At 71.6% G+C, this 20638-nt stretch carries 20 protein-coding genes and 1 pseudogene; 11 read left to right on the plus strand and 10 right to left on the minus strand.

Going from position 1 to position 20638, the window contains the following annotated elements:
* Positions 1–2 precede the first annotated feature (2 nt).
* The 6 genes from IE244_RS31855 to IE244_RS31880 form a co-directional block, all read right to left on the minus strand.
* Positions 3–992, minus strand: a complete 990-nt coding sequence (locus IE244_RS31855) for a zinc-dependent alcohol dehydrogenase family protein (protein WP_191877050.1) — start codon at positions 990–992, stop codon at positions 3–5.
* A complete protein-coding gene (locus IE244_RS31860) occupies positions 989–1813 on the minus strand; it encodes a carbohydrate ABC transporter permease (RefSeq protein WP_191877051.1) in 825 nt (274 codons plus the stop codon). Before IE244_RS31860 ends, IE244_RS31855 begins: the two co-directional genes overlap by 4 nt.
* Positions 1810–2748 (minus strand): carbohydrate ABC transporter permease, encoded by a 939-nt coding sequence (locus tag IE244_RS31865; protein ID WP_191877052.1) that lies wholly within the window; start codon positions 2746–2748, stop codon positions 1810–1812. Before IE244_RS31865 ends, IE244_RS31860 begins: the two co-directional genes overlap by 4 nt.
* Positions 2745–4115, minus strand: coding sequence for an ABC transporter substrate-binding protein (locus tag IE244_RS31870; RefSeq protein WP_191877053.1), 1371 nt, complete (start codon positions 4113–4115; stop codon positions 2745–2747). Before IE244_RS31870 ends, IE244_RS31865 begins: the two co-directional genes overlap by 4 nt.
* Before the next feature lie 124 nt (positions 4116–4239).
* Positions 4240–5010 carry a DeoR/GlpR family DNA-binding transcription regulator gene (locus IE244_RS31875; RefSeq protein ID WP_191877054.1) on the minus strand — a complete coding sequence of 257 codons (771 nt, stop codon included), beginning with the start codon at positions 5008–5010 and terminating at the stop codon, positions 4240–4242.
* A 380-nt stretch (positions 5011–5390) separates the two neighbouring features.
* The gene (locus IE244_RS31880; RefSeq protein WP_191877055.1) at positions 5391–6200 is read right to left on the minus strand and encodes an NAD-dependent epimerase/dehydratase family protein; all 810 of its coding nucleotides are present in this window, start codon (positions 6198–6200) and stop codon (positions 5391–5393) included.
* A gap of 212 nt (positions 6201–6412) precedes the next feature.
* Between IE244_RS31880 and IE244_RS31885 the strand changes: the two genes are divergently transcribed.
* A complete protein-coding gene (locus IE244_RS31885) occupies positions 6413–7354 on the plus strand; it encodes a 5-dehydro-4-deoxyglucarate dehydratase (protein ID WP_191877056.1) in 942 nt (313 codons plus the stop codon).
* Positions 7351–8514, plus strand: coding sequence for a hypothetical protein (locus tag IE244_RS31890; RefSeq protein ID WP_191877057.1), 1164 nt, complete (start codon positions 7351–7353; stop codon positions 8512–8514). Before IE244_RS31885 ends, IE244_RS31890 begins: the two co-directional genes overlap by 4 nt.
* On the opposite strand, the gene IE244_RS31895 is transcribed toward IE244_RS31890, so the two are convergent.
* Complete coding sequence (locus IE244_RS31895; RefSeq protein WP_191877058.1) at positions 8451–9683, minus strand: MFS transporter; 1233 nt, start codon at positions 9681–9683, stop codon at positions 8451–8453. The genes IE244_RS31890 and IE244_RS31895 overlap by 64 nt on opposite strands.
* Positions 9684–9874: 191 nt before the next feature.
* On the opposite strand from IE244_RS31895, the gene IE244_RS31900 reads away from it, so the two are divergent.
* The 7 genes from IE244_RS31900 (at position 9875) to araD (ending at position 15480) form a co-directional block, all read left to right on the plus strand.
* Positions 9875–10456, plus strand: a complete 582-nt coding sequence (locus IE244_RS31900) for a TIGR03086 family metal-binding protein (RefSeq protein ID WP_191877059.1) — start codon at positions 9875–9877, stop codon at positions 10454–10456.
* A 120-nt stretch (positions 10457–10576) separates the two neighbouring features.
* Positions 10577–10882, plus strand: a complete 306-nt coding sequence (locus IE244_RS31905) for an NIPSNAP family protein (protein ID WP_191877060.1) — start codon at positions 10577–10579, stop codon at positions 10880–10882.
* A 63-nt stretch (positions 10883–10945) separates the two neighbouring features.
* Positions 10946–11215: a hypothetical protein gene (locus IE244_RS31910; RefSeq protein WP_191877061.1), complete on the plus strand. Its 270-nt coding sequence runs from the start codon at positions 10946–10948 to the stop codon at positions 11213–11215.
* A 99-nt stretch (positions 11216–11314) separates the two neighbouring features.
* Complete coding sequence (locus IE244_RS31915; RefSeq protein WP_191877062.1) at positions 11315–12076, plus strand: MBL fold metallo-hydrolase; 762 nt, start codon at positions 11315–11317, stop codon at positions 12074–12076.
* Positions 12077–12206: 130 nt separating this feature from the next.
* Complete coding sequence (locus tag IE244_RS31920; RefSeq protein ID WP_191877063.1) at positions 12207–12863, plus strand: GntR family transcriptional regulator; 657 nt, start codon at positions 12207–12209, stop codon at positions 12861–12863.
* A complete protein-coding gene (locus IE244_RS31925) occupies positions 12860–13771 on the plus strand; it encodes a dihydrodipicolinate synthase family protein (protein WP_191877064.1) in 912 nt (303 codons plus the stop codon). Before IE244_RS31920 ends, IE244_RS31925 begins: the two co-directional genes overlap by 4 nt.
* Entirely contained in the window at positions 13759–15480 is a 1722-nt protein-coding gene (gene araD, locus IE244_RS31930; RefSeq protein ID WP_191877065.1) for an L-arabinonate dehydratase, read from the plus strand. The genes IE244_RS31925 and araD overlap by 13 nt, the downstream gene beginning before the upstream one ends.
* A gap of 269 nt (positions 15481–15749) precedes the next feature.
* On the opposite strand, the gene IE244_RS31935 is transcribed toward araD, so the two are convergent.
* The gene (locus IE244_RS31935) at positions 15750–16232 is read right to left on the minus strand and encodes a hypothetical protein (RefSeq protein ID WP_191877066.1); all 483 of its coding nucleotides are present in this window, start codon (positions 16230–16232) and stop codon (positions 15750–15752) included.
* Between the two features lie 156 nt (positions 16233–16388).
* On the opposite strand from IE244_RS31935, the gene IE244_RS31940 reads away from it, so the two are divergent.
* A complete protein-coding gene (locus IE244_RS31940) occupies positions 16389–17186 on the plus strand; it encodes an HAD family acid phosphatase (RefSeq protein ID WP_191877067.1) in 798 nt (265 codons plus the stop codon).
* On the opposite strand, the pseudogene IE244_RS31945 reads toward IE244_RS31940, so the two are convergent.
* A pseudogene (locus IE244_RS31945) lies at positions 17179–17521 on the minus strand (hypothetical protein); the annotation flags it as partial. The gene IE244_RS31940 and the pseudogene IE244_RS31945 sit on opposite strands and share 8 nt — an antisense overlap.
* Before the next feature lie 212 nt (positions 17522–17733).
* On the opposite strand from IE244_RS31945, the gene IE244_RS31950 reads away from it, so the two are divergent.
* Positions 17734–19131: an NCS2 family permease gene (locus IE244_RS31950; RefSeq protein WP_191877068.1), complete on the plus strand. Its 1398-nt coding sequence runs from the start codon at positions 17734–17736 to the stop codon at positions 19129–19131.
* A gap of 7 nt (positions 19132–19138) precedes the next feature.
* Here IE244_RS31950 and IE244_RS31955 read toward each other — a convergent pair whose 3' ends face one another.
* Positions 19139–20593, minus strand: a complete 1455-nt coding sequence (locus tag IE244_RS31955) for a peptidoglycan D,D-transpeptidase FtsI family protein (RefSeq protein WP_191877069.1) — start codon at positions 20591–20593, stop codon at positions 19139–19141.
* Positions 20594–20638 lie beyond the last annotated feature (45 nt).

The raw sequence follows: 20638 nt of genomic DNA on the forward strand, positions 1-20638 counted from the left end.
GCCTACGGCACCACCACGATCTTCCGTCCGACCCCCGCCGCGAACTGCTCCAGTGCCTGCGGGTACCGCTCCAGCGGGATCCGGTCGCTGATGAACACCCGCGGATCCAGCACCCCGTTCGCGAACAGCTCGGCCGCACGCTCGAAGCTGTGCAGGACGGCCATCGAACCGGTGATCGTGATCTCCTGGTTGTAGATCCGGTACGGGTCGATCGTCACCCGGGTCGCGTAGTCGGCCACCCCGAACTGCAGGAACGTGCCCGCCTTCGCCACCCGGTCCAGGCCGTCCTGGATCGCCGCCGCGTTCCCGGTCGCGTCCACGACCACGTCCCAGCCCTGCGGCCGGTCCAGCTCGTCCGCACGCGCCGCCGCGGCGGACACTCCCAGCTGCCGGGCCGTCTCCAGGCGCGCGGGGTTCACGTCGACCATGTCCACGCTCGCCGCACCCGTCCGCTTGGCCAGCTCCAGCATCATCAGGCCCATGGTGCCGGAGCCGTAGATCAGGACGTGGGCGCCGAGGCGGGACCGCAGCACGTCGTAGCCGCGCACCGCGCACGACAGGGGCTCCACCAGCGCCGCGTCCTCGGTGCGCACGTGCTCGGGCAGCTTCACGCAGTTCGCCACCGGCGCCACGGCGTACTGGGCGGCGCCGCCCGCCGTGGTCACGCCGATCGCGGCCCACCGCTCGCAGAGGTTGTTGTGGCCGGTACGGCAGTGGCGGCACTCGTAGCAGTACAGCGAGGGGTCCACGGCCACCCGGTCGCCGATCGCGACCTCGGTGACCTGGCCGCCGACCCCGACCACCTCGCCCGCGAACTCGTGCCCGGGGACGATCGGCAGCTTGGGCGCGAACTCGCCCTGGAGGATGTGCAGATCGGTGCCGCACAGGCCGCACGCGGCCACTTCCACGACGACCTCGCGCGGTCCCGGTGTCGGGTCGGGGACCTCGGTGACGACGGCGCGGCCCACGGACTCGATGACGGCGGCCTTCATTTCACGGCTCCCAACGACAGGCCCTGGACCAGCTTGTCCTGGGCGGCGAACCCCGCGGCGAGCACCGGCAGGGAGATGACGAGCGACGCGGCGCACACCTTGGCCAGGAACAGGCCCTGGCTGGTGATGAAGCCGGTCAGGAAGACGGGGGCGGTCTCGGCGACCACGCCCGTGAGGACCCGGGCGAACAGCAGCTCGTTCCAGCTGAAGATGAAGCAGATCAGGGCCGTCGCCGCGATCCCGGGCAGGGCGATGGGGGCCACCACGCGGGCGAGGATCGTCGGCAGGCGGGCGCCGTCCACACGGGCCGCCTCGATGACGGCGACCGGGACCTCGGCGAGGAAGGACTGCATCATCCACACCGCGATCGGCAGGTTCATGGAGGTGTAGAGGACGACCAGGAGCCAGATGTTGTCGAGCATCCCGGCGTTCCTGGCGAACAGGTAGATCGGCAGCAGGCCCGCCACGGCCGGCAGCATCTTCGTGGACAGGAAGAAGAACAGCACGTCCGTCCACTTCTTCACCGGCCGGATGGACAGCGCGTACGCCGCCGGGAGGGCCAGCAGGAGGACGCAGAGGGTGGAGACGACCGATGCCACCGTGGAGTTGACCAGCGCGGGCCATGGGCTGGGCCCGCCGCCGCTGCCGAAGAACTCGCGGTAGCCGTCGAGCGTCAGCGACGCCGCGAAGGACGGCGGGTTGGTCGCCGCGTCCGCCTCGGAGTGGAAGGACGTCAGAGCCATCCATGCGATGGGCAGGAAGAACACGATCCCGGTGAGCCAGGCCAGGAGGCCGAGGCCGTTTCTGCGTATGGCGGTCATGCGCGGGACACCTCCTCGCGGAACAGGGACGACACCACGCGCAGGGCGAAGGTCGCGATGACGATCGAGCCGATGACGACCAGGACGCCGGCGGCCGAGGCGAGGCCGTTCTCATGGGCCTGGTAGAAGCTCTGGTAGACGGTGTAGGGCAGGTTCGCGGTCCCCAGTCCGCCTGAGGTGATCGTGAAGACCGCGTCGAAGTTCTGCACGATGTAGATCGAGCCCAGCAGGGCGCCCAGCTCCAGATAGCGGCGCAGGTGGGGCAGGGTCAGATGGCGGAAGATCTGCCAGTCGCTCGCGCCGTCGACCCGCGCGGCCTCGATCTGCTGCTGGTCCCGGCTCTGCAGTCCGGCGAGCAGGATCAGCATCATGAACGGCGTCCACTGCCACACCAGGGAGGCCTCGACCGCGAGCAGCGGGGTGTGCGAGATCCAGTCGGGCTGTGGGCCGCCCACATAGTGCAACAGCCCATTGAGCAGACCGTATTCGGGGTTGTAGAGCACATGCTTCCAGAGCAGCGCGGCGGCCACCGGCACCACCAGGAACGGCGCGATGAGCAGGGTGCGGACGAGGCCCCGGCCGCGGAACCTGCGGTCCAGCAGCAGTGCCAGCGCCAGTCCGAGCACCAGGCTGGCCAGCACCACCCCCACCGTGAGCAGCACGGTCGTCCACACCGAGTGGCGCAGGCCGGCGTCGGTCAGCACCTGGTGGTAGTTGTCGAGGCCGGTGAAGTGCCGGGCCTTGGGGTAGAGGGCGTTCCAGTCGAAGAAGGAGATCACCAGCGTGGCCACGAACGGCAGCTGGGTCACGGCGATCATGAAGACGAGCGCCGGCAGCAGCGGGGCCCGGGTGGCCCAGGCGCGCAGCCGGGCCGAGGGCTGCTTCGACGTCCTCGCCGGTGCGGCCGCGTAGGGGGCCGTGGTCGTCGCTGTCATCGTCCCTCGTACTCCTTGGAGATCTTCTCGGCGAGCGCCTGCGATGTCTTCAGGGCCGAGGCGACGGACTGGCGTCCGGCGATGGCCGCGCTGATCTCCTGGGAGACCTTGGTGCCGAGATCGGTGAACTCGGGGATGCCGACGAACTGGATGCCGGGCGCGGGCCGCGGCTGCACGCCCGGGTCGTTCGGGCGGGCGCCCTCGATGGCCTCCCTGGTCATCTCCTGGAAGGCCGCCGCCGACGTGCGGTAGTCCGCGTTCGTGTACGTCGACGCCCGCTTGCCCGCGGGGACGTTCGACCAGCCGCTGGTCCTGCCGACCAGCTGCTCGTATCCCTTGCCGGACGCCCAGGAGACGAACTTCCAGGCCTTGTCGGGGTTGCGGGAGGCCTTCTGGATGCCCCAGGCCCAGGTGTAGAGCCAGCCGGAGGAGCCGGTCTTCACCACGGGCGCGGGGGCGTAGCCGAGCTTGCCCTTGACCGGGGAGTTCGCCGCCTCCAGGAGGCCGGCCGCGGAGGTGGCGTCGTACCACATGGCGACCTTGCCCTGGGTCATGTCGTTCAGGCACTCGGCGAACCCGGACTGCGCGGCGCCCGACTCGCCGTGGGCGCGGACGAGGTCGACATAGAAGTTTGTCGCCTTCTCGAACTCCGGCGAGTCCAGGCGGGCCTTCCAGCTCTTGTCGAACCAGGTGCCGCCGAAGGTGTTCACGACCGTCGTCAGCGGGGCCATCAGCTCGCCCCAGCCCGGCAGCCCGCGCAGGCAGACGCCCTTCATACCGGGTCGCGCGCCGTCCACCCGCGCGGCCAGGCCGGCGATCTGCTGCCAGGTGGGGTGGGCGGGCATGGTCAGCCCCTTCGCCGCGAACACGTCCTTGCGGTACATCAGGAAGGACGACTCGCCGTAGAAGGGCTGCCCGTAGAGCTTGCCGTCGACGCCGGTGAGGGACTGGCGCATCGGCTTCAGGACGTCCTGTTCGTCGTACGCCGGGTCCTTCGCCACGTACGTGTTCATCTCGTGCAGCCAGCCGTTGCGGGCGTAGATCGGTATCTCGTAGTTGGACAGGGTGGCCACGTCGTACTGGCCGGCCTGGTTGGCGAAGTCCTGGCTGATCTTGTCCCGGACGTCGTTCTCGGGCAGGACGGTGAAGTTGACCTTGATGCCGGTCTCCTTGGTGAAGTGCGCGGCGGTCAGCTTCTGCAGCTCGGTCATCTGAGGGTTGTTGACCATCAGCACGTTGATGGAGTCGCCGCCGGAACCGGTCCCGCCCGCACCGGCCCAGCAGCCGGACAGCAGCGGGGCGAGCAGCGTCCCTGCGGCGGCCATGGCGAGCGTGGCTCGCGGCCTCCGTCGGCTCGGGATACGCATGGATCGCTCCTGGAGATTTGGGGATATAAGGGGCGTTCGGAGGTGTGGAACACCCCCTGGAGTGGGTGCGGGCTTTCGTGAGGGGGGAGATGGAGGGGGAGGGGGGAGTGGGGAGGTGGAGTTGTCAGACCCGGATGACCTGCGGGCCCAGCAGGGAGTAGCGGTGGGCCTCGGCGGCCGGCAGCTGGGTGCTCGTCACGATCGCCTCCAGCGCGCCGACCTCGGCGAACCTGCAGAAGCTGACCGCGCCGAACTTGGTGTGCACGCCCGCGAAGACGGTTCGGCGCGCGGCCCGCATGGCCTGTGCCTTGACCTCGCTGACCGCGGGGTCGGGCGTGGTCAGGCCGTGCTCGCGGGAGATGCCGTTGGCGCCGATGTAGGCGAGGTCGAGGACGAAACCGGCGAGCATCTTCGTCGTCCAGTGGTCGACGGTCGCCAGCGTCCCGGCCCGCACCCGGCCGCCGAGCAGCAGGACCGAGATCTGCTCGGCCTCCGCCAGGGCGCCCGCGACCGGCAGGGACGCGGTGACCACGGTCAGCGGCCGGTCGGCCGGCAGGGCCTCGGCGATGAGCTGCGGGGTGAAGCCCTCGTCCACGAAGACCGTCTCCGCGTCCCCGAGCAGCTCGGCCGCGGCGGTCGCGATCCGGCGCTTCTCGGGCACGTGGCTGGTGGCGCGGAAGGCGAGTGTCGTCTCGAAGCCGGCGCTCTCCACCGGACAGGCGCCGCCGTGGGTGCGGCGGACCAGGCCGTGGTCCTCCAGGGTGCGCAGATCGCGCCGGATGGTCTCCTTGGCCACGCCCAGCGCCGTGGCCAGCGCGGTGACGTCCACCGAGCCGCTCGCACGCGCGGCCAGCACGATCTCGCGCTGACGTTCTTCCGCCGTCCTGGTGCTCATGTCGTCACCCACCTTCCCGCTGTGTCCCGTGGCTCGTTCGCCTCAGGGGCGCCTCGGCCGGCGCCGCGCCCCGCCGCTGACCCGCGTGCTGCCCGTTCGGGCCCTGCGGCAAAGTTCTACAGCGGGTGTGCGGTGCTGACCAGGTCTGCTGGGGATCCGATCCTGCCCGTGTGTGCCCGTTTGCCGGGCGGCGCGGACCTGCGGGGGCGTGCGGGACGGGGTGGGAGCGGGCGCCTCGGATGCCCGGATGCGGCGCGGGCGGGCCCGTTCGGTGCCCGCCCGCGTGTGTGAGGGTTCGTTTTGCGCCGCCCACGCCGCCGTGGAGGGCGTGCGTACGGAGCCCCTCCACCGCTCCGCCGGCGGGGGGCTCCGCTTCGGGGTCAGTACGGCCAGATGGGCGGGTCGTTCACGAAGTGCCCGCCGAGGTGGCTGTGCGCCGGGTTCCCGGGGTCCAGCTCGCCCTGCTCGGCGATCAGCTTCCCGGCGTACGGCTCGGAGTCGTCCCGCGGCTCGTAGCCGAGCGCCCGCGCGGTGGTCAGGTCCCACCACAGCCGGGTGTTGGCGGAGGAGCCGTAGACGACGCTGTGGCCGACGTGCTCGGCGGTCAGGGCCGCGTGGAAGAGGCGGGCGCCGTCGGCCGGGCTCATCCACACCGAGAGCATGCGCACGCTCGTCGGCTCCGGGAAGCAGGAGCCGATGCGCACGGACACGGTCTCCAGGCCGTGCCTGTCCCAGTAGAGCTGGGCGAGGTCCTCGCCGAAGGACTTGGACAGGCCGTAGAAGGTGTCCGGGCGGTGCGGGGTGTCGACCGGGATGGGCGGCTCGCCCGCGCGGGGGGCCGGGGTGAAGCCGACCGCGTGGTTGGAGGAGGCGAAGACGATCCGGGGCACGCCTTCGCGGCGTGCGGCCTCGTAGAGGTGGTAGGTGCCCTCGATGTTGGACTTCACGATCTTCTCGAAGGGGGCTTCCAGGGAGATGCCCGCGAGGTGGAGGACCGCGTCCACGCCCCGCACGGCCTCGCGCAGCGCCTCCGTGTCGGCGAGGTCGGCGGTGATCGCGGCCGGCTCGCCCTCGACCGGGCGCATGTCGAACAGGCGCAGCGTGTAGCCGTACTCCGGCAGCAGGGACCGCATCAGGGTGCCGAGCCCGCCGGCGGCGCCGGTGAGCAGAACGGTGCGGGGAGCGGGCATCCGTGATTCTCCTTGTGGACCGTATTCACATGCGTGGACACGCTAGGGAGCTTCGCCGTGCACCGTCAAGTGTCCCTTGATGTGCGCGAATTCGCCTCGGCGTCGCGGGTTTGCCTGCTTGACCTGCCGCGAGCAGCCCCCGTAGCGTGGTCGCGTTCAGAGATGTAGACGTGGATCAGGAACATGCACCGGCGTGTCTCAAGGGAGAGCCCGTGACGCCAGCACCTCTCACCGCACGGCTCGGCGATCCGCGCGGGCCGCTGTTCTTCCCCGTCACGGCCTTCGGCCCGGACGGCTCACTCGATCTCGACGCCTACCGCACCCATGTGCGCCGGGGTGTCGAGGCCGGCGCCGCGGCCGTGTTCGCCTGCTGTGGCACCGGGGAGTTCCACGCGCTGCTGCCGGAGGAGTTCGAGGCCTGCGTCCGGGCGGCGGTGGAGGCGGCCGGCGGACGCGTGCCGGTGGTCGCCGGCACCGGCTACGGCACCGCTCTCGCCGTGCGCTACGCGCGTCTCGCCGAGGCGGCGGGCGCCGACGGACTCCTCGCGATGCCGCCATACCTCGTCATCGCCGGACAGGAGGGCCTGCTGCGGCACTACCGGGAGGTCGCCGCGGCCACCGCCCTGCCCATGATCGTCTACCAGCGCGACAACGCCGTCTTCACGCCGCGGACGGTGGTGGAACTCGCCCGCACCGAGGGGATCACCGGCCTCAAGGACGGCCTCGGCGACCTCGACCTGATGCAGCGGATCATCAGTGCGGTACGCACCGAGGCTCCCGGCGGCTTCCTGTACTTCAACGGCCTGCCCACCGCCGAGCAGACCCAGCCGGCCTACCGCGCCCTCGGTGTCACCCTGTACTCCTCGGCGGTCTTCTGCTTCGCTCCCGAGATCGCCCTCGCCTTCCACCGGGCCCTGGCCACGGGCGACACGGCGAGCGTCCACCGCCTGCTGGACGGCTTCTACCGCCCCTTCGTGGAACTGCGCGCCCAGGGCCGGGGCTACGCCGTCTCGCTCGTCAAGGCGGGCGTCCGGCTGCGCGGCCTGGACGTCGGCGAGGTCCGGCCCCCGCTGCACGAGCCGGCCGAGGAGCACGTCAAACAACTCGCCCAGCTGATCGAGCGGGGATACGAACTGCTGGAGGAGGGCGCGTGAAGGCCTCGGCGTTCGTCTACCCCTGGGACGTCAACGGGGACCCCGCGGCCCCGGCGCGCATCGCCGGGCTCGGCGTCGAGCAGGTGACCCTCGCCGCCGCCTACCACTCCACCCGTGCCCTGACCCCCCGCCACCCCCGCCACCGCATCGTCACCGCCGAGTACGCGGCCGTCCTCTACCCGGCGGGCGAACGCTGGGCGGGCCGTGGCCTCAGGCCCTATCCCGCCGGCCGCTGGGCCCCAGGTGACGCCTACGGCGAGGCGGCGGCGGCCCTGCACGCGGCGGGCCTGGAGGTGCACACCTGGGTCGTCCTCGCCCACAACTCCCGGCTCGGCGCCGAACATCCGGACACCTCGGTCGTCAACGCCTACGCCGACCACTACCCCTGGGCACCCTGCGTCGCCCAGCCCGCCACGCGCGCGTACCTGGTCGACCTGGCCGCCGAGGCCGCCGTGCGCCCCGGGGCGCACGGCACCGAGCTGGAGTCCCTCGGCTGGTACGGGCTGCGGCACCTGCACGCCCACGACAAGATCTCCGGGGTGGAGCTGGGGGAGGCCGGGCAGTACCTGATGTCCCTGTGCTTCTGTCCGTCCTGCCGCGCCGGGTACGGTGAACAGGGCCTGGATCCCGAGGAGTTGGCCGGTTCCGTGCGGGCCGCGCTGGAGCCGCTGTGGCGGGGCGCGGCGGACGACGAGGGCTGGCCCACCGTCGCGAAGCTGCTCGGCGAGGAGGCGGCGGCCCGCACGCGCGCGTGGCGCGACGAGGTCGCCGGCACCCTCCAGGAGGAGGCCGTGGCCGCCGTACGGGCCGCCGCACCGGCCGGCTTCCAGGTCCTGCTGCACGCCGACCCGGTCTCCTACCACTGCGGCGCCGACGCCGGCACCGACCCCGCCCGTGTCCTGTCCGCCGCCGACGGCGTGGTGGTGCCCTGCGCGGGCGGTACGGCCCTGCTGGCGCCGTTCGCCGAACGGGCCGGGGAGCGGACGGTGCTGGCCGCCAACCTCACCGTCGTCTCGGGGATGGGCGGCAGCCCCGGCACGCTCGCGGTGGACGCGGCACGCGCGCGTGCGCAGGGCGCGACGGAACTGCGCCTGTATCACGCCGGGTTGGCGTCGGACTCGGACCTCGCCGCGGTGCGCGCGGGGCTGTCCGCGCGCTGAACCAGCGAGGCCGCCGTCCCGAGCAGCGCCAGGCCGTACAGCGGCAGCAGCAGCCCGGGGGAGGCGATCGCGAGCAGACCGGCGCCGGCGCCGAGTCCGATGACGTTCGGCGTGAACACCAGGGTGTTGGCGGTGGCCGTCACCCGGCCGAGCAGCGGGCCGGGCGTCTGCTGCTGGACGGCGGTGAACGCCGCCACGAGCACACAGGGCAGGCCGAGCCCGATCGCCGCGCTGGACGCGAGGGCCACCGCGTCCGACGGCACGGCACGCGCGGCCACCGCGAGCGCCGTCAGCGCGATCCCCGCCGCACCGAACCGGCGGGCGCCGAGCCGGTGCAGCGCGGATCCCGAGACGAGCCCGGCCGCCACCGATCCGGCGCCCTGGACGGCGTAGAGCACGCCCGTGTAGGCGGGGGAGTGGCCGAGCCGGTCCACGACGGCGTACACCGTCGTGCTGCTCAACGAGGCGAGGAGCATCGTCGCACCGCCCGCCCGGACCAGCGGGCGCAGCCCCGGGTGTCCCCACAGGTGCCGGACGCCCTCCGCGGTCTCCTGCCGCCAGCCGCCCCCGGACCGGACGGGCCGCTCCTCGCGCACCCGCAGCAGGGCGCACAGTCCGCAGGCGAGCACGAAGGTCGCCGCGTCCAGGCAGGCCACGGCGGGACCGCCGAAGGCCGCGTACAGGCCCGCCCCGGTCAGCGGGGCGACGAGTTTCATGCCCTCCGTGACGCTCATCCGCAGCCCGTTGAAGTCGCCGCGGAGGTCCGCGGCGACGACGGCGGTGACCAGGGCCGACTCGGCGGCCTCGGCGACGACGCCGACGGTGCCGTACAGGAACAGGACGGTGAACAGCAGCCACAGCCCGTCGGCCGAGCGGACGGCGAGGAGGGCCGGGAGGGCGGCGGCCAGCGTCAGGTTCAGGGCGATCAGCAGGGGCACCCGGCGCACGCGGTCCGCGATCGTGCCCAGCGCCGGGCCGGCGAGCGTGGGCGCCCACGCGGCGAGCATGCACAGGGCGGGCAGGGTGTCGGACCCGGTCAGGTCCCTGACCCACACCCCCGCCGCCAGGGACAGCGAGGAGGTACCGAAGGCGGACACCGACAGGCCCGTGAGATACAGCCCCGCGTCGCGGTCCCGCAGCACCCGCAGCAGCTTCCAGTAAGTCGTCATGTCTGGTCATCGTGGGACTAAGGGGGGTGGGCGCGGATCGGTAAGGTGCCCTGTTCCCCGGGGTCGGGGCCCCTCCCGGAAGGCGCCGTCGCCGCGGACGGCGATGGCGCACCCGCCCCCGCACCGATGAGTTTCCGTCCGCCGGCCGGTCACCCCTTCGTACACGAAGCGCGACCCTGAAGGAGTGCGGCATGACCATCGTCGACCTCGGCCCGCAGGCCCGGATCGTGGCGCGGCTCGCCGAGTCCGTGACCGACGAGCAGCGGTCCGCCCCCACCCCGTGCCCCGAGTACGCGGTGCGGCAGCTGCTGGGCCATATCCACATGCTCTCCGTGGCCTTCCGTGACGCGGCCCGCAAGGACCTCGGCTCGACGATCGACACCAGCCCGGACGCGTTCGTCCCGGACATCGCACCCGGCTGGCGCGCGGACCTGCCCAAGGCCCTGGACGAACTCGCCGACGCCTGGCGCGACCCGGCCGCCTGGACCGGTATGACCCGCGCGGGCGGGGTGGACCTGCCGGGTGAGGTCGCCGGTGCCGTCGTCGCCGACGAGCTGGTCATCCACGGCTGGGATCTGGCCCGCGCCACCGGCCGGCCCTACGCCCCCGACCCGGCGGCCCTGGACGCGGTCCACGGCTTCCTGCTGGCGGCCGCCGCGGACCCGGACCGCGGCGGCGGCATCTTCGGCCCGGTCGTCCCGGTCCCGCCCGAGGCGCCCCTGCTGGACCGGGCGGTGGGCCTGAGCGGACGGGATCCGGGGTGGCGGCCCTGAGGGCGTCTCTCCCGGATCCCGCCGACGCCGCGGGCCCGGATCGCCGGGCGGCGGAAGCGGCGTGGCGCGGCTACGGTGAACCTGAGAGGGGGCAGCGGAACAGGTAGGAAGGGAGCCGCAATGCGGGAGCACCACGTGTGGGTGACGACGCGCCGCCTTCAGCCCGGCACACGGGAGGAGTTCGAGCGGGCATGGCGCCCGGCCCCCGCCCCGGAGGGCCTGCACCGGGCCTACGCGTACTGGTCCGAGGACGGACAGGAGATCACCGGCGTGTCGCTCTGGGAGTCCCGGGAGGCGTGCGACACGTGGCGGGCCTCCGAGGCCGAGGCGCAGCGCCGGGCGGCCATGGCCCCGTACGTCGTCGAGGAACGGGAAGGCTTCTACCGCGGCCGTGAACTCACCCTCCCGAGTGCTGCCCGCGGGTGAACGCGGCCGCCGCACGCCGCCGCGATCCCCACGGCCCGCACACGCGACGCCTACGGTGGAGACATGAGCGGGATCGTCGTCGTGTACGAGCTCGACAAGCCGATGGCCGCGCACGGCCCGCCCGGCGCGAAACGGCTCCCCCGCCGGGTGCACGCGGCGCCCACCGCCCCCGGCCAGGCCGACGCGGCCGGCCCGCGGACACTCTGCGGCAAGGACACCTTCGCCATGGAGACGGCCCGCGGCACGCCGGCCGAGCGTCCCGGGGACCCGTGGTACCCGGCCGAGTACGCGTCCCTGGTCTGCCCCGACTGCGACGTCGTGATGGAGACCTGACCGGGAGCCGGCGCCCCGGGCCGGCCCTGGCCGCGTCATTCCGGTTCCCCTGGGTGAAACGCACGGGAGCGTGGTGCGAGGCGTCGTACGCTCCCTTCCATGCCGCTCACCCTCACCGTCCTCGGCGCCGCCTCTCCGCACCCCGGACCCGACCGGCCCTGCTCCGGGTACCTGCTGTCCGGAGGGGGTGCCTCGGTGTGGGTGGACGCGGGTCCCGGCACCTTCGCGGCGTTGCAGCGGCACACGGATCCCGCGCGGCTCACCGCGATCTGGGTCTCCCATCTGCACGCCGACCACAGCGCCGATCTGCTCGCGGCCGCCTACGCCTTCGCGTTCGGCGGGATGACTCCGCCCGCGCCCATCCCGCTGTACGCCCCGCAGGACTGCGCCCGGCGGCTCGCGGGCTTCTTCGGGCGGCCGGACGTCGACTTCCTGAAGGGCGTCTTCGACTTCCGGGCCCTGTACGACGGCCATGACGTACGGCACTGGAACCTGCGCCTCACCGCCCGCGCCGTCGCCCACGACACCGAGACCTACGGGTTGCGCGCCGAGTGCCAGGGGAGCGTGCTCGCGTACTCCGGGGACAGCGGGCCGTGTGCCGCGCTCACCGAACTGGCCGCCCGCGCGGACCTGTTCCTGTGCGAGGCGGACATCGACGCGCATCACGGAGGCGAACACCGGTACCAGGTGCATCTGACGCCCGAGGACGCGGGGCGGATCGCCCACGCGGCGCGGGTGCGGGAACTGCTCGTCACCCACGTCGGACCCACGCTCACCCGTGAGGCGGCCACCGCCCGTGCCGCGTCGTTCTCCGGCCGGCCCACCCGCACCGCCGTCGAGGGCGACGTCCACACCCTCTGAGAAGCCCCGGGCGCCGGCCCGCCTTCTTTTGTCAGAGGCATTGACGAAACACGGGCTCCCTCCTACCTTCATCGCGTCGTACTTCGTACGTCATATATGAGACGCGATACGTGAGATCCGAGAGGGCCGCATGACGTCTGTGCCCACCCCGATCCCGTCCCGCACGCAGTACGTGCTGGACGCGATCAGACACCGCATCCTGACGGGGCGGTTGACGCCCGGGCAGGCCCTGGTCGAGACGGAGCTGGCCGCGCAGTTCGGGGTGTCGAAGACCCCGGTGCGGGAGGCGCTGAAGACACTCGCCGGGACCGGTCTCGTCGTGATGAGCCAGTACAAGGGCGTCACGGTGCGCATGGTGGACGCGGACATGGCGCGCGAGGTCTACGACGTGCGGCTGCTGCTGGAGCCGGAGGCGCTGCGCAGGGCCGTCGGGCGAGGCGCCTTGTTCGACGCCGCGCGCGAGGCGCTGACCCGGGCCGACGACGCCACCGACACCGCCGAACGCTCCCTGGCGAACCGGGAGTTCCACCGCGCCCTCTACCTGCCGTGCGGCAATCCGCTGCTCGGCCGGATGCTGGACGAGGTCCGCGACCAGGCCGCCCTCGTCTCGGCCGTGGCCTGGGCGGCCGACCCGTCCTGGGAACGGGAGGCCGCCGAGCACCGGGAGATCCTGCGGCTCGCGCTGGACGGCGACGCGGACGGCGCCGCGCGTGTCCTGCACGCCCACATCGCGTCGTTCGTAGCGCGGGCTTTCCCCGAGCCCGGCCCAGAGGAAGGCCAGCGATGAGCAGCGTGCCGTTCGAGACCCAACGGGCGGCCCTGGCCGACGTGGTGGCCATCCCGGTGACCCCCTTCGCCGAGGACGGCTCCGTCGATCAGGACACCCACCGGGCCCTGCTGCGTCGCCTGCTCGACGGCGGGATCCGCACCCTCACCCCCAACGGGAACACCGGCGAGTTCTACGCCCTGACCCCCGAAGAGCGCCGTCTGGTCACCGAGTCGACCGTGGCGGAGGCCGGCGGGCGCGCCGTGGTCCTCGTCGGCGTCGGGCACGACCTGCCCACCGCCGTGGCCTCCGCCCGGCACGCCCGTGACCTCGGCGCCGGGATGGTGATGGTGCACCAGCCCGTCCACCCCTACGTCTCGGCGGCCGGCTGGGTCGACTACCACCGCGCCATCGCCGAGTCCGTGCCCGAGCTGGGCGTGGTGCCCTACATCCGCAACGACCGGCTGCCCGGCGCCCGGCTCGCGGAACTGGCCGACCACTGCCCGAACGTCATCGGCGTGAAGTACGCCGTACCGGACGCCGTCCGGTTCGCGGGCTTCGCGCGTGACGCGGGCCTCGACCGTTTCGTCTGGGTCGCCGGTCTCGCCGAGCCGTACGCCCCCTCCTACTTCTCGGCGGGTGCCACCGGCTTCACCTCCGGGCTCGTGAACGTCGCCCCCGCGGTTCCGCTGAACATGATCGAAGCGCTTCGATCAGGCGACCACCCGGCCGCCATGAAGATCTGGGAGCAGATCCGCCGCTTCGAGGAACTGCGCGCCGCCCACGGCTCCGCCGACAACGTCACCGTCGTCAAGGAAGCCCTTGCCGCGCTCGGCCTGTGCCGCCGCGACGTCCGCCCGCCGAGCAGGCCCCTGCCCGAGGACGAGCGTGCCGAGGTCGCCGCCATCGCCGCCGGGTGGTCCCTGTGAAGGAGCTGAGAAGCCACCAGTGGTACGGGGGCGAGGGGGTGCGGTCGTTCAGCCATCGCGCACGGACCCGGCAGCTCGGCTATCTCCCCGAGGAGCATCTGGGCAAGCCCGTGATCGCCGTGCTCAACACCTGGTCCGACATCAACCCGTGCCATGCGCACCTGCGGGAACGCGCCCAGGCGGTGAAGCGGGGGGTGTGGCAGGCCGGCGGGTTTCCGCTGGAGTTTCCGGTCTCGACACTGAGTGAGACCTTCCAGAAGCCGACGCCGATGCTCTACCGGAATCTGCTGGCGATGGAGACCGAGGAACTGCTGCGGTCCTATCCGGTCGACGGCGCCGTGCTGATGGGCGGGTGCGACAAGTCCACGCCCGCGCTGCTGATGGGTGCGGCCAGCGCCGATCTGCCGGCCGTCTTCGTGCCCGCCGGGCCGATGCTGCCGGGGCACTGGCGGGGCGAGGTGCTCGGATCCGGCACGGACATGTGGAAGTACTGGGACGACAGGCGGGCCGGTCTCATCGGCGACTGTGAGCTGGCCGAGCTGGAGAGCGGGCTCGCACGCTCCCCGGGACACTGCATGACCATGGGTACGGCGTCCACGCTGACCGCCGCCGCCGAGGCGTTGGGCGTGACCGTGCCGGGCGCGTCGAGCATCCCCGCCGTCGACTCCGGGCACGACCGGATGGCCGCCAAGGCCGGGATGACAGCCGTGGAACTGGTGCGCGACGACCGGAGGCTCTCGCGGATCCTCACCCGTGAGGCCTTCGAGGACGCCGTCACCACCGTGCTCGGCCTCGGCGGCTCCACCAACGCCGTGATCCATCTGATCGCCATGGCGGGCCGCGCCGGCGTGCGGCTCACCCTGGACGACTTCGACCGCATCGCCCGGACCGTGCCCGTCCTCGCCGACGTCCGCCCCGGCGGCCGGAAGTACCTGATGGAGGACTTCCACTTCGCGGGCGGCCTGCCCGGATTCCTGTCCCGGATCACCGACCTGCTCCACCTGGACCGGCCGACGGTCTCGCACGACACCCTGCGCGAGCAGCTCAGCGGCGCCCGGGTGCACGACGACGACGTCATCCGCCCCCGCGACAACCCGGTCGCGAGCGAGGGCGGCGTGGCGGTCCTGCGCGGCAACCTCTGCCCGGACGGCGCGGTCATCAAGCACATCGCCGCCGAGCCGCGCCTGCTGGAACACACCGGCCCGGCCGTGGTCTTCGACGACTACAGGACCATGCAGCGCACCATCGACGACCCGGCCCTCGGCATCACCGCGGACAGCGTGCTGGTGCTGCGGGGTGCCGGACCCAAGGGCGGTCCCGGCATGCCCGAGTACGGCATGCTCCCCATCCCGGACCACCTGCTCAAGCAGGGCGTACGGGACATGGTCCGGATCTCCGACGCCCGGATGAGCGGCACGAGTTACGGCACCTGTGTGCTGCACGTCGCCCCGGAGTCGTACGTCGGCGGCCCGCTGGCCCTCGTGCGCACCGGGGACCTCATCACCCTGGACGTCGGGAACCGCAGCCTGCGTCTGCACGTGGACGCGGAGGAGCTGGAGCGCAGGCGGCTCGCGTGGACCCCGCCGCCCCCGCGGTACGAGCGCGGCTACGGCGTCCTCCACAACGGGCACATCACCCAGGCCGACACCGGCTGCGACTTCGAGTTCCTGGCCCGGCCGGGCCAGGTCCCGGACCCCTACGCGAGCTGAATCGCCCCGGCGTCACCCTCGACTTGCGGCCCGTTATGGCCGAGATCTCGAACAGTGATCGGAAATCGCTTACCGCGAACGGAGAACAGTCAGGCCTGTGGCGGGTCCGCCTTCGGAGGCCCGGTCGGCGACCCGGCAGGCGTATCTCGGGGACGGGACGCCATGGGGGGATGCTGATCCTGCGCAGACGCACGCTCGTCGGCGGCGCGAGCCGGCGACGACGTTCCCGACCGCGGGCAGCACGCGCATCGGCGCGACGACGAACCGACTCAGCCGCTGTGGCCCCACTCGGCCCTGAGGTCCTGGCAGCGGACGGTGATCGAGGCGTCGGTGAGCGCGATCTCGTGCACACAGCCGCCGCCCTCGGCGCCGTCCTCGTCGCGTTCGCCGTCCGGCAGGATCTCGTCGAGCAGCACGGTGTCGACCCGCATCCAGTCGATCGCGTGGTGGTACTCGACGGAGAAGTGCCGCACGCCCGAGTAGCTGATGCGCAGCCCCGTGTCGTGCTTGAACCGGTTCGGCGCGAACTCCAGCACCAGTCGCCCGCTCTTGTCGGTCGCGGGACGGATCCCGGCCAGCTCCAGATCCTTCACGCAGCGGACCGCGCCGGGGATGTCGTAGTGCCCCGGATCCGAGGCGAACGCCCAGGCGCCCGGCGGGAGGACACCGCGCAGACGGGGCAGTTCGGCCAGGTAGGCGCGAGGGTCGAGAAAGAACCCGTGGTCCTGCCAGTGGACGTCGACGAATCTCATGCCCGGGATCCTCTCCGATGCCGGCCGCCGAGCGCGCGGCACCCTGTGGCGAGAAAAGCGTATCGATCGGGTAACAGCCCTCGCAGCACGGGTGTTATGCGCGTAGACAATCTCTGACCTGGTACATCACTCTCATCCACCAGATCCGGAGAATCCATGCGGAAGTCCCACAGAGTCGTCGCCGCCGGTGCCGCCTGCGCTCTCGCCGGTGTCGCGCTCTACGGCGCGGGCGCGGCCACCGCCGGTCAGTCGACGGCGAACTCCACCCACGAGCCCTACAACATCGGGCAGTTGGTGAAGGACATCGACACCTACTACGGCACCACGGCCGACAGCAACGGCGTCTACCAGGCGTCGCCGGACAGCCCCTACGCCCAGGACCTGGCGCAGCTCGACGCCGACGCGAAGCGCTACATCGACAAGGCGGCCCGCAAGGCGCACCGCCACGGCGAGAAGCCGGCCGTCGTCTTCGACATCGACGACACGCTGCTGCTCAGCCTGGACTACGAGAAGCGCTACAACTACACGTACAACCCCACCACGTGGAGCGACTACGTGAACCGCGCCGACCGTCCGGCGGTCTTCGGCAGCCCGGAGCTGGTCCGGTACGCGCAGTCCAAGGGCGTCGAGGTCTTCTACAACTCCGGTCTCAGCGAGGCGCAGCGCACCGCCGCGGTCGCCAACCTGAAGAAGATCGGCGCCGATGTGAACCTCGACACCGACCACATGTTCCTCAAGGACAAGGCCAACCCGCCGGCCTACCTGAGCGACTGCGCCACCCCGGGCACCTGGAACTGCACGACCGTGCAGTACAAGTCCGGCACCCGTGAGCACATCGAGGACGACCTCGGCTACGAGGTCATCGCCAACTTCGGCGACCAGTACTCGGACCTCGACGGCGGGTACGCCGACCGCACGTACAAGCTGCCGAACCCGACGTACTTCGTCAGCTGAGACCCTCCGGGCAGGCGGCCGGCAGCCGCTCGTACTCGGCCCCCGTCACCGGAAGCACCGTGCCGTGGCGGGGGCCGGCGGCTGTGGCGGTGATCGTGTAGCGGTCGTCCCCGGCGCCGCGGCCGCCGGGCGTGTGGTTGTACTGGCCGGCGAACACCCACTGGGCCCGCCGGGACCGTACGGCCGTCCCTGAGCGTCCAGGTGTAGACGAGGAAGCCGTCCTTCTCCTCGGCGGTCTGGGTGAAGTCCGCCTCCGGGAGCGAGCGCCAGGCCCCCGTCGAGGCCACCCCGCCGGTCTGGGCGATCGGAGGCGGCGTCGTCGACGACTGTGCCCACGGGCGCTCTCCCAGCAGCGATACCCCGGCCTCGAACAGCCGGGCATGGAAACGAGAGCGGGAACTGTACCCGCGATTCGTACGGAGCTTCGAACGTCGTGTGGTACGCCGAACCGGATTCCGTAACACGGAGAAAACCTGAACCGGCTGTGACGAGGGAACAATCCAGCCATCATCCGCACACGGATCACCAGGTGACGAGGAGTGGGACCATGTCAGTGGACCGGTACTTCAGGATCTCCGAGCGGGGTTCCACGGTCGGCCGCGAGATACGCGGCGGCTTCGCCACGTTCTTCACCATGGCCTACATCCTTGTCCTGAATCCGATCATCCTGGGAAGCGCCAAGGACAAGTTCGGTCACTCCCTCGACACCGGCCAACTCGTCACCGCCACCGCGCTGGTGGCCTGCGTGATGACGGTCGCTATGGGCCTCGGCGGCAACCTCCCGCTCGCCATCGCCGCCGGCCTCGGCCTCAACGCCGTCGTCGCCTTCCAGCTGGCGCCCCTGATGAGCTGGGCCGACGCGATGGGCCTGGTGGTCCTGGAAGGCCTCGTCATCTGCCTTCTGGTCCTCACCGGACTGCGGGAGGCCATCATGAACGCGATCCCGCAGCAGCTCAAGCAGGCCATCGGCGTCGGCATCGGCCTGTTCATCGCGTTCATCGGCTTCGTCGACGCCGGGTTCGTCAGCCGTATCCCGGACGCCGCCCACACCACCGTGCCGGTCCAGCTCGGCGCGGTCGGCCGGCTGACCGGGTGGCCCGTGCTCGTCTTCTGTCTCGGCGTGCTGCTGACCATCGCGCTGCTCGCCCGGAAGGTGAAGGGCGCGATCCTCATCAGCATCGTGACGATGACCGTCGTCGCGATCGTCGTCAACGCCGTGGCCGACGTCAGGAACTGGGGCCTGACCACGCCCAAGGTCCCCGACAGGATCGTCGCCGCCCCGGACTTCGGGCTCATCGGTCACTTCAGCCTGTTCGGCGGCTTCGCCAGGGCCGGGGTCCTCACCGCCGTCCTGCTGGTGTTCACCCTGATCCTGTCCGACTTCTTCGACGCCATGGGCACGATCGTCGGCATCAGCGCGGAGGCCGGGCTGCTCGACGAGAAGGGGCAGGTGCCCGGCATCGGCCGCGTGCTGTTCATCGACGGGGCCGCCGCGGCCGTCGGCGGTCTCGGCTCCGCCTCCTCCAACACCGCCTACATCGAGTCCGCGGCCGGCGTCGGCGAGGGCGCCCGCACCGGCCTCGCCAACCTGGTCACCGGCGGCCTGTTCGGTCTCGCGCTCTTCCTCAGCCCCCTGCTCACCATCGTCCCGCTCCAGGCGGCGGCACCCGCGCTGATCGCGGTGGGCTTCCTGATGATGACCCACGTCAAGCACATCGACTGGGACCGGTACGAGATCGCCGTCCCGGCGTTCCTCACCATCGCCGCGATGCCGTTCACCTACTCCATCACCGACGGGATCGGGGCGGGTTTCCTGTCCTACGTCGTCGTCAAGACGGTGCTGGGCAAGGCGAAGGAGGTCAACTGGCTGCTGTGGGGCGTGTCGGCGCTGTTCCTGGTGTACTTCGCGATCGACCCGGTGGAGCAGGTCCTCGGGGTGAAGTGACGGACGCTCACTTCAGCGCCGCCTGCATCATCGCCTTGGCCACCGGCGCCGCCAGCCCGTTGCCGCTGACCTCCGAGCGTGCCGCGTCCGACTGCTCCACCATCACCGCGACGGCCACCTCCTTGCCGCCGCCGTCGGACTTGCCGAACGACGTGAACCAGGCGTACGGCGTCTTGCTGTTGTTCTCGCCGTGCTGGGCGGTGCCGGTCTTGCCGCCGACGGTGGCGCCGTCGATCAGCGCGTTCGTGCCCGTACCCTCCTTGACCACGGTCTCCATCGCCGACTGGAGCTGCCCGGCGGTGGAGGAGCTCACGATCTGCCGGCTGTCCGCGGCGTCGTCGTAGTTCCGCAGGACCCCGCCACCGCTGTCGGTGATCTGCGAGACCATGTGCGGCGAGACCAGCTTGCCGCCGTTGGCTATGGCCGCGGACACCATGGCCATCTGCAGCGGGGTCGCGGTGACGTCGAACTGGCCGATCCCGGACAGCGCGGTCTGCGCCTTGTCCATGCCGGAGGGGTACACGCTGGCGTAGGCCCGCACCGGCACGTCGAGCTCGTCGTCGTTGAAGCCGAACTTCTCGGCCATGGCCTTCACCTTGTCCTGGCCGAGCTGGACGGCCATATGACCGAAGACGTTGTTGCAGGAGTACTGCAGGGCGACGCGGATGGAGGCGTTCCTGCACGGCGCCGACTTGTTCTCGTTCTCCAGGACGTGCGTCGTGCCCGGCGGGGTGTAGGGGTCCGGGCTGTCGGTCGGGTCGTCCACGTTCTTGTACAGCCCGTCCTCCAGCGCGGCGGCCGCCACCACCAGCTTGAACGTCGAGCCCGGCGGCAGCGGCTGGCGCAGCGCCCGGTTGGTGAGCGGCTTGTCCTTGTCCGCGTTCAGCGTCTTCCAGGCCACCCCGGCCGTGTTGGCGTCGGTGAGCGAGGACGGGTCGTACGACGGGGTGGACACCGCCGCGAGGATCCTGCCGGTCTTCGGGTCGATCGCGACGGCCGCGCCCTTGTTGCCGCCGAGCGCGTGGTACGCCGCCTTCTGCACGGCCGGGTCGATCGTGGTGAGCACGTCGCCCGGGTCGGAGCGCTCGCCGGTCAGCGTGTCCAGCACGGTCTTCAACTGGTTGTCCGTGCCGTTCAGCAGGTCCTTGTAGATGCCCTCCAGCTGGGTGGGGGCAAAGGCCTGCGAGGCGTAGCCCGTCACCGCGGCGTAGAGCCTGCCGTCCGTGTACGTCCGTTTGTACGCGAGGTCGCTGCCTTTCGTCCGCGCCGAGCCGGTGATCGCGTTCCCGGCCACGATGATGTTCCCGAGCGGCCGCGAGTACGTCTGGATCGCGTTCCGCCGGTTGTCGTTGTCGTCCGCGAGGGCCTTGCCGTCGTAGAACTGCACCCAGGTCGCCCTGACCAGCAGAGCGAGCACGAGCAGCAGAGCGAAGACGGACGCTCGCCTGATCGTCTTGTTCATCCCGCTTCGAAGACGATCGGGGCGGGGTCGATCGTTCCCGTACGC

The organism is Streptomyces filipinensis (assembly GCF_014649495.1).
In the GTDB taxonomy this organism is placed as follows: domain Bacteria; phylum Actinomycetota; class Actinomycetes; order Streptomycetales; family Streptomycetaceae; genus Streptomyces; species Streptomyces filipinensis.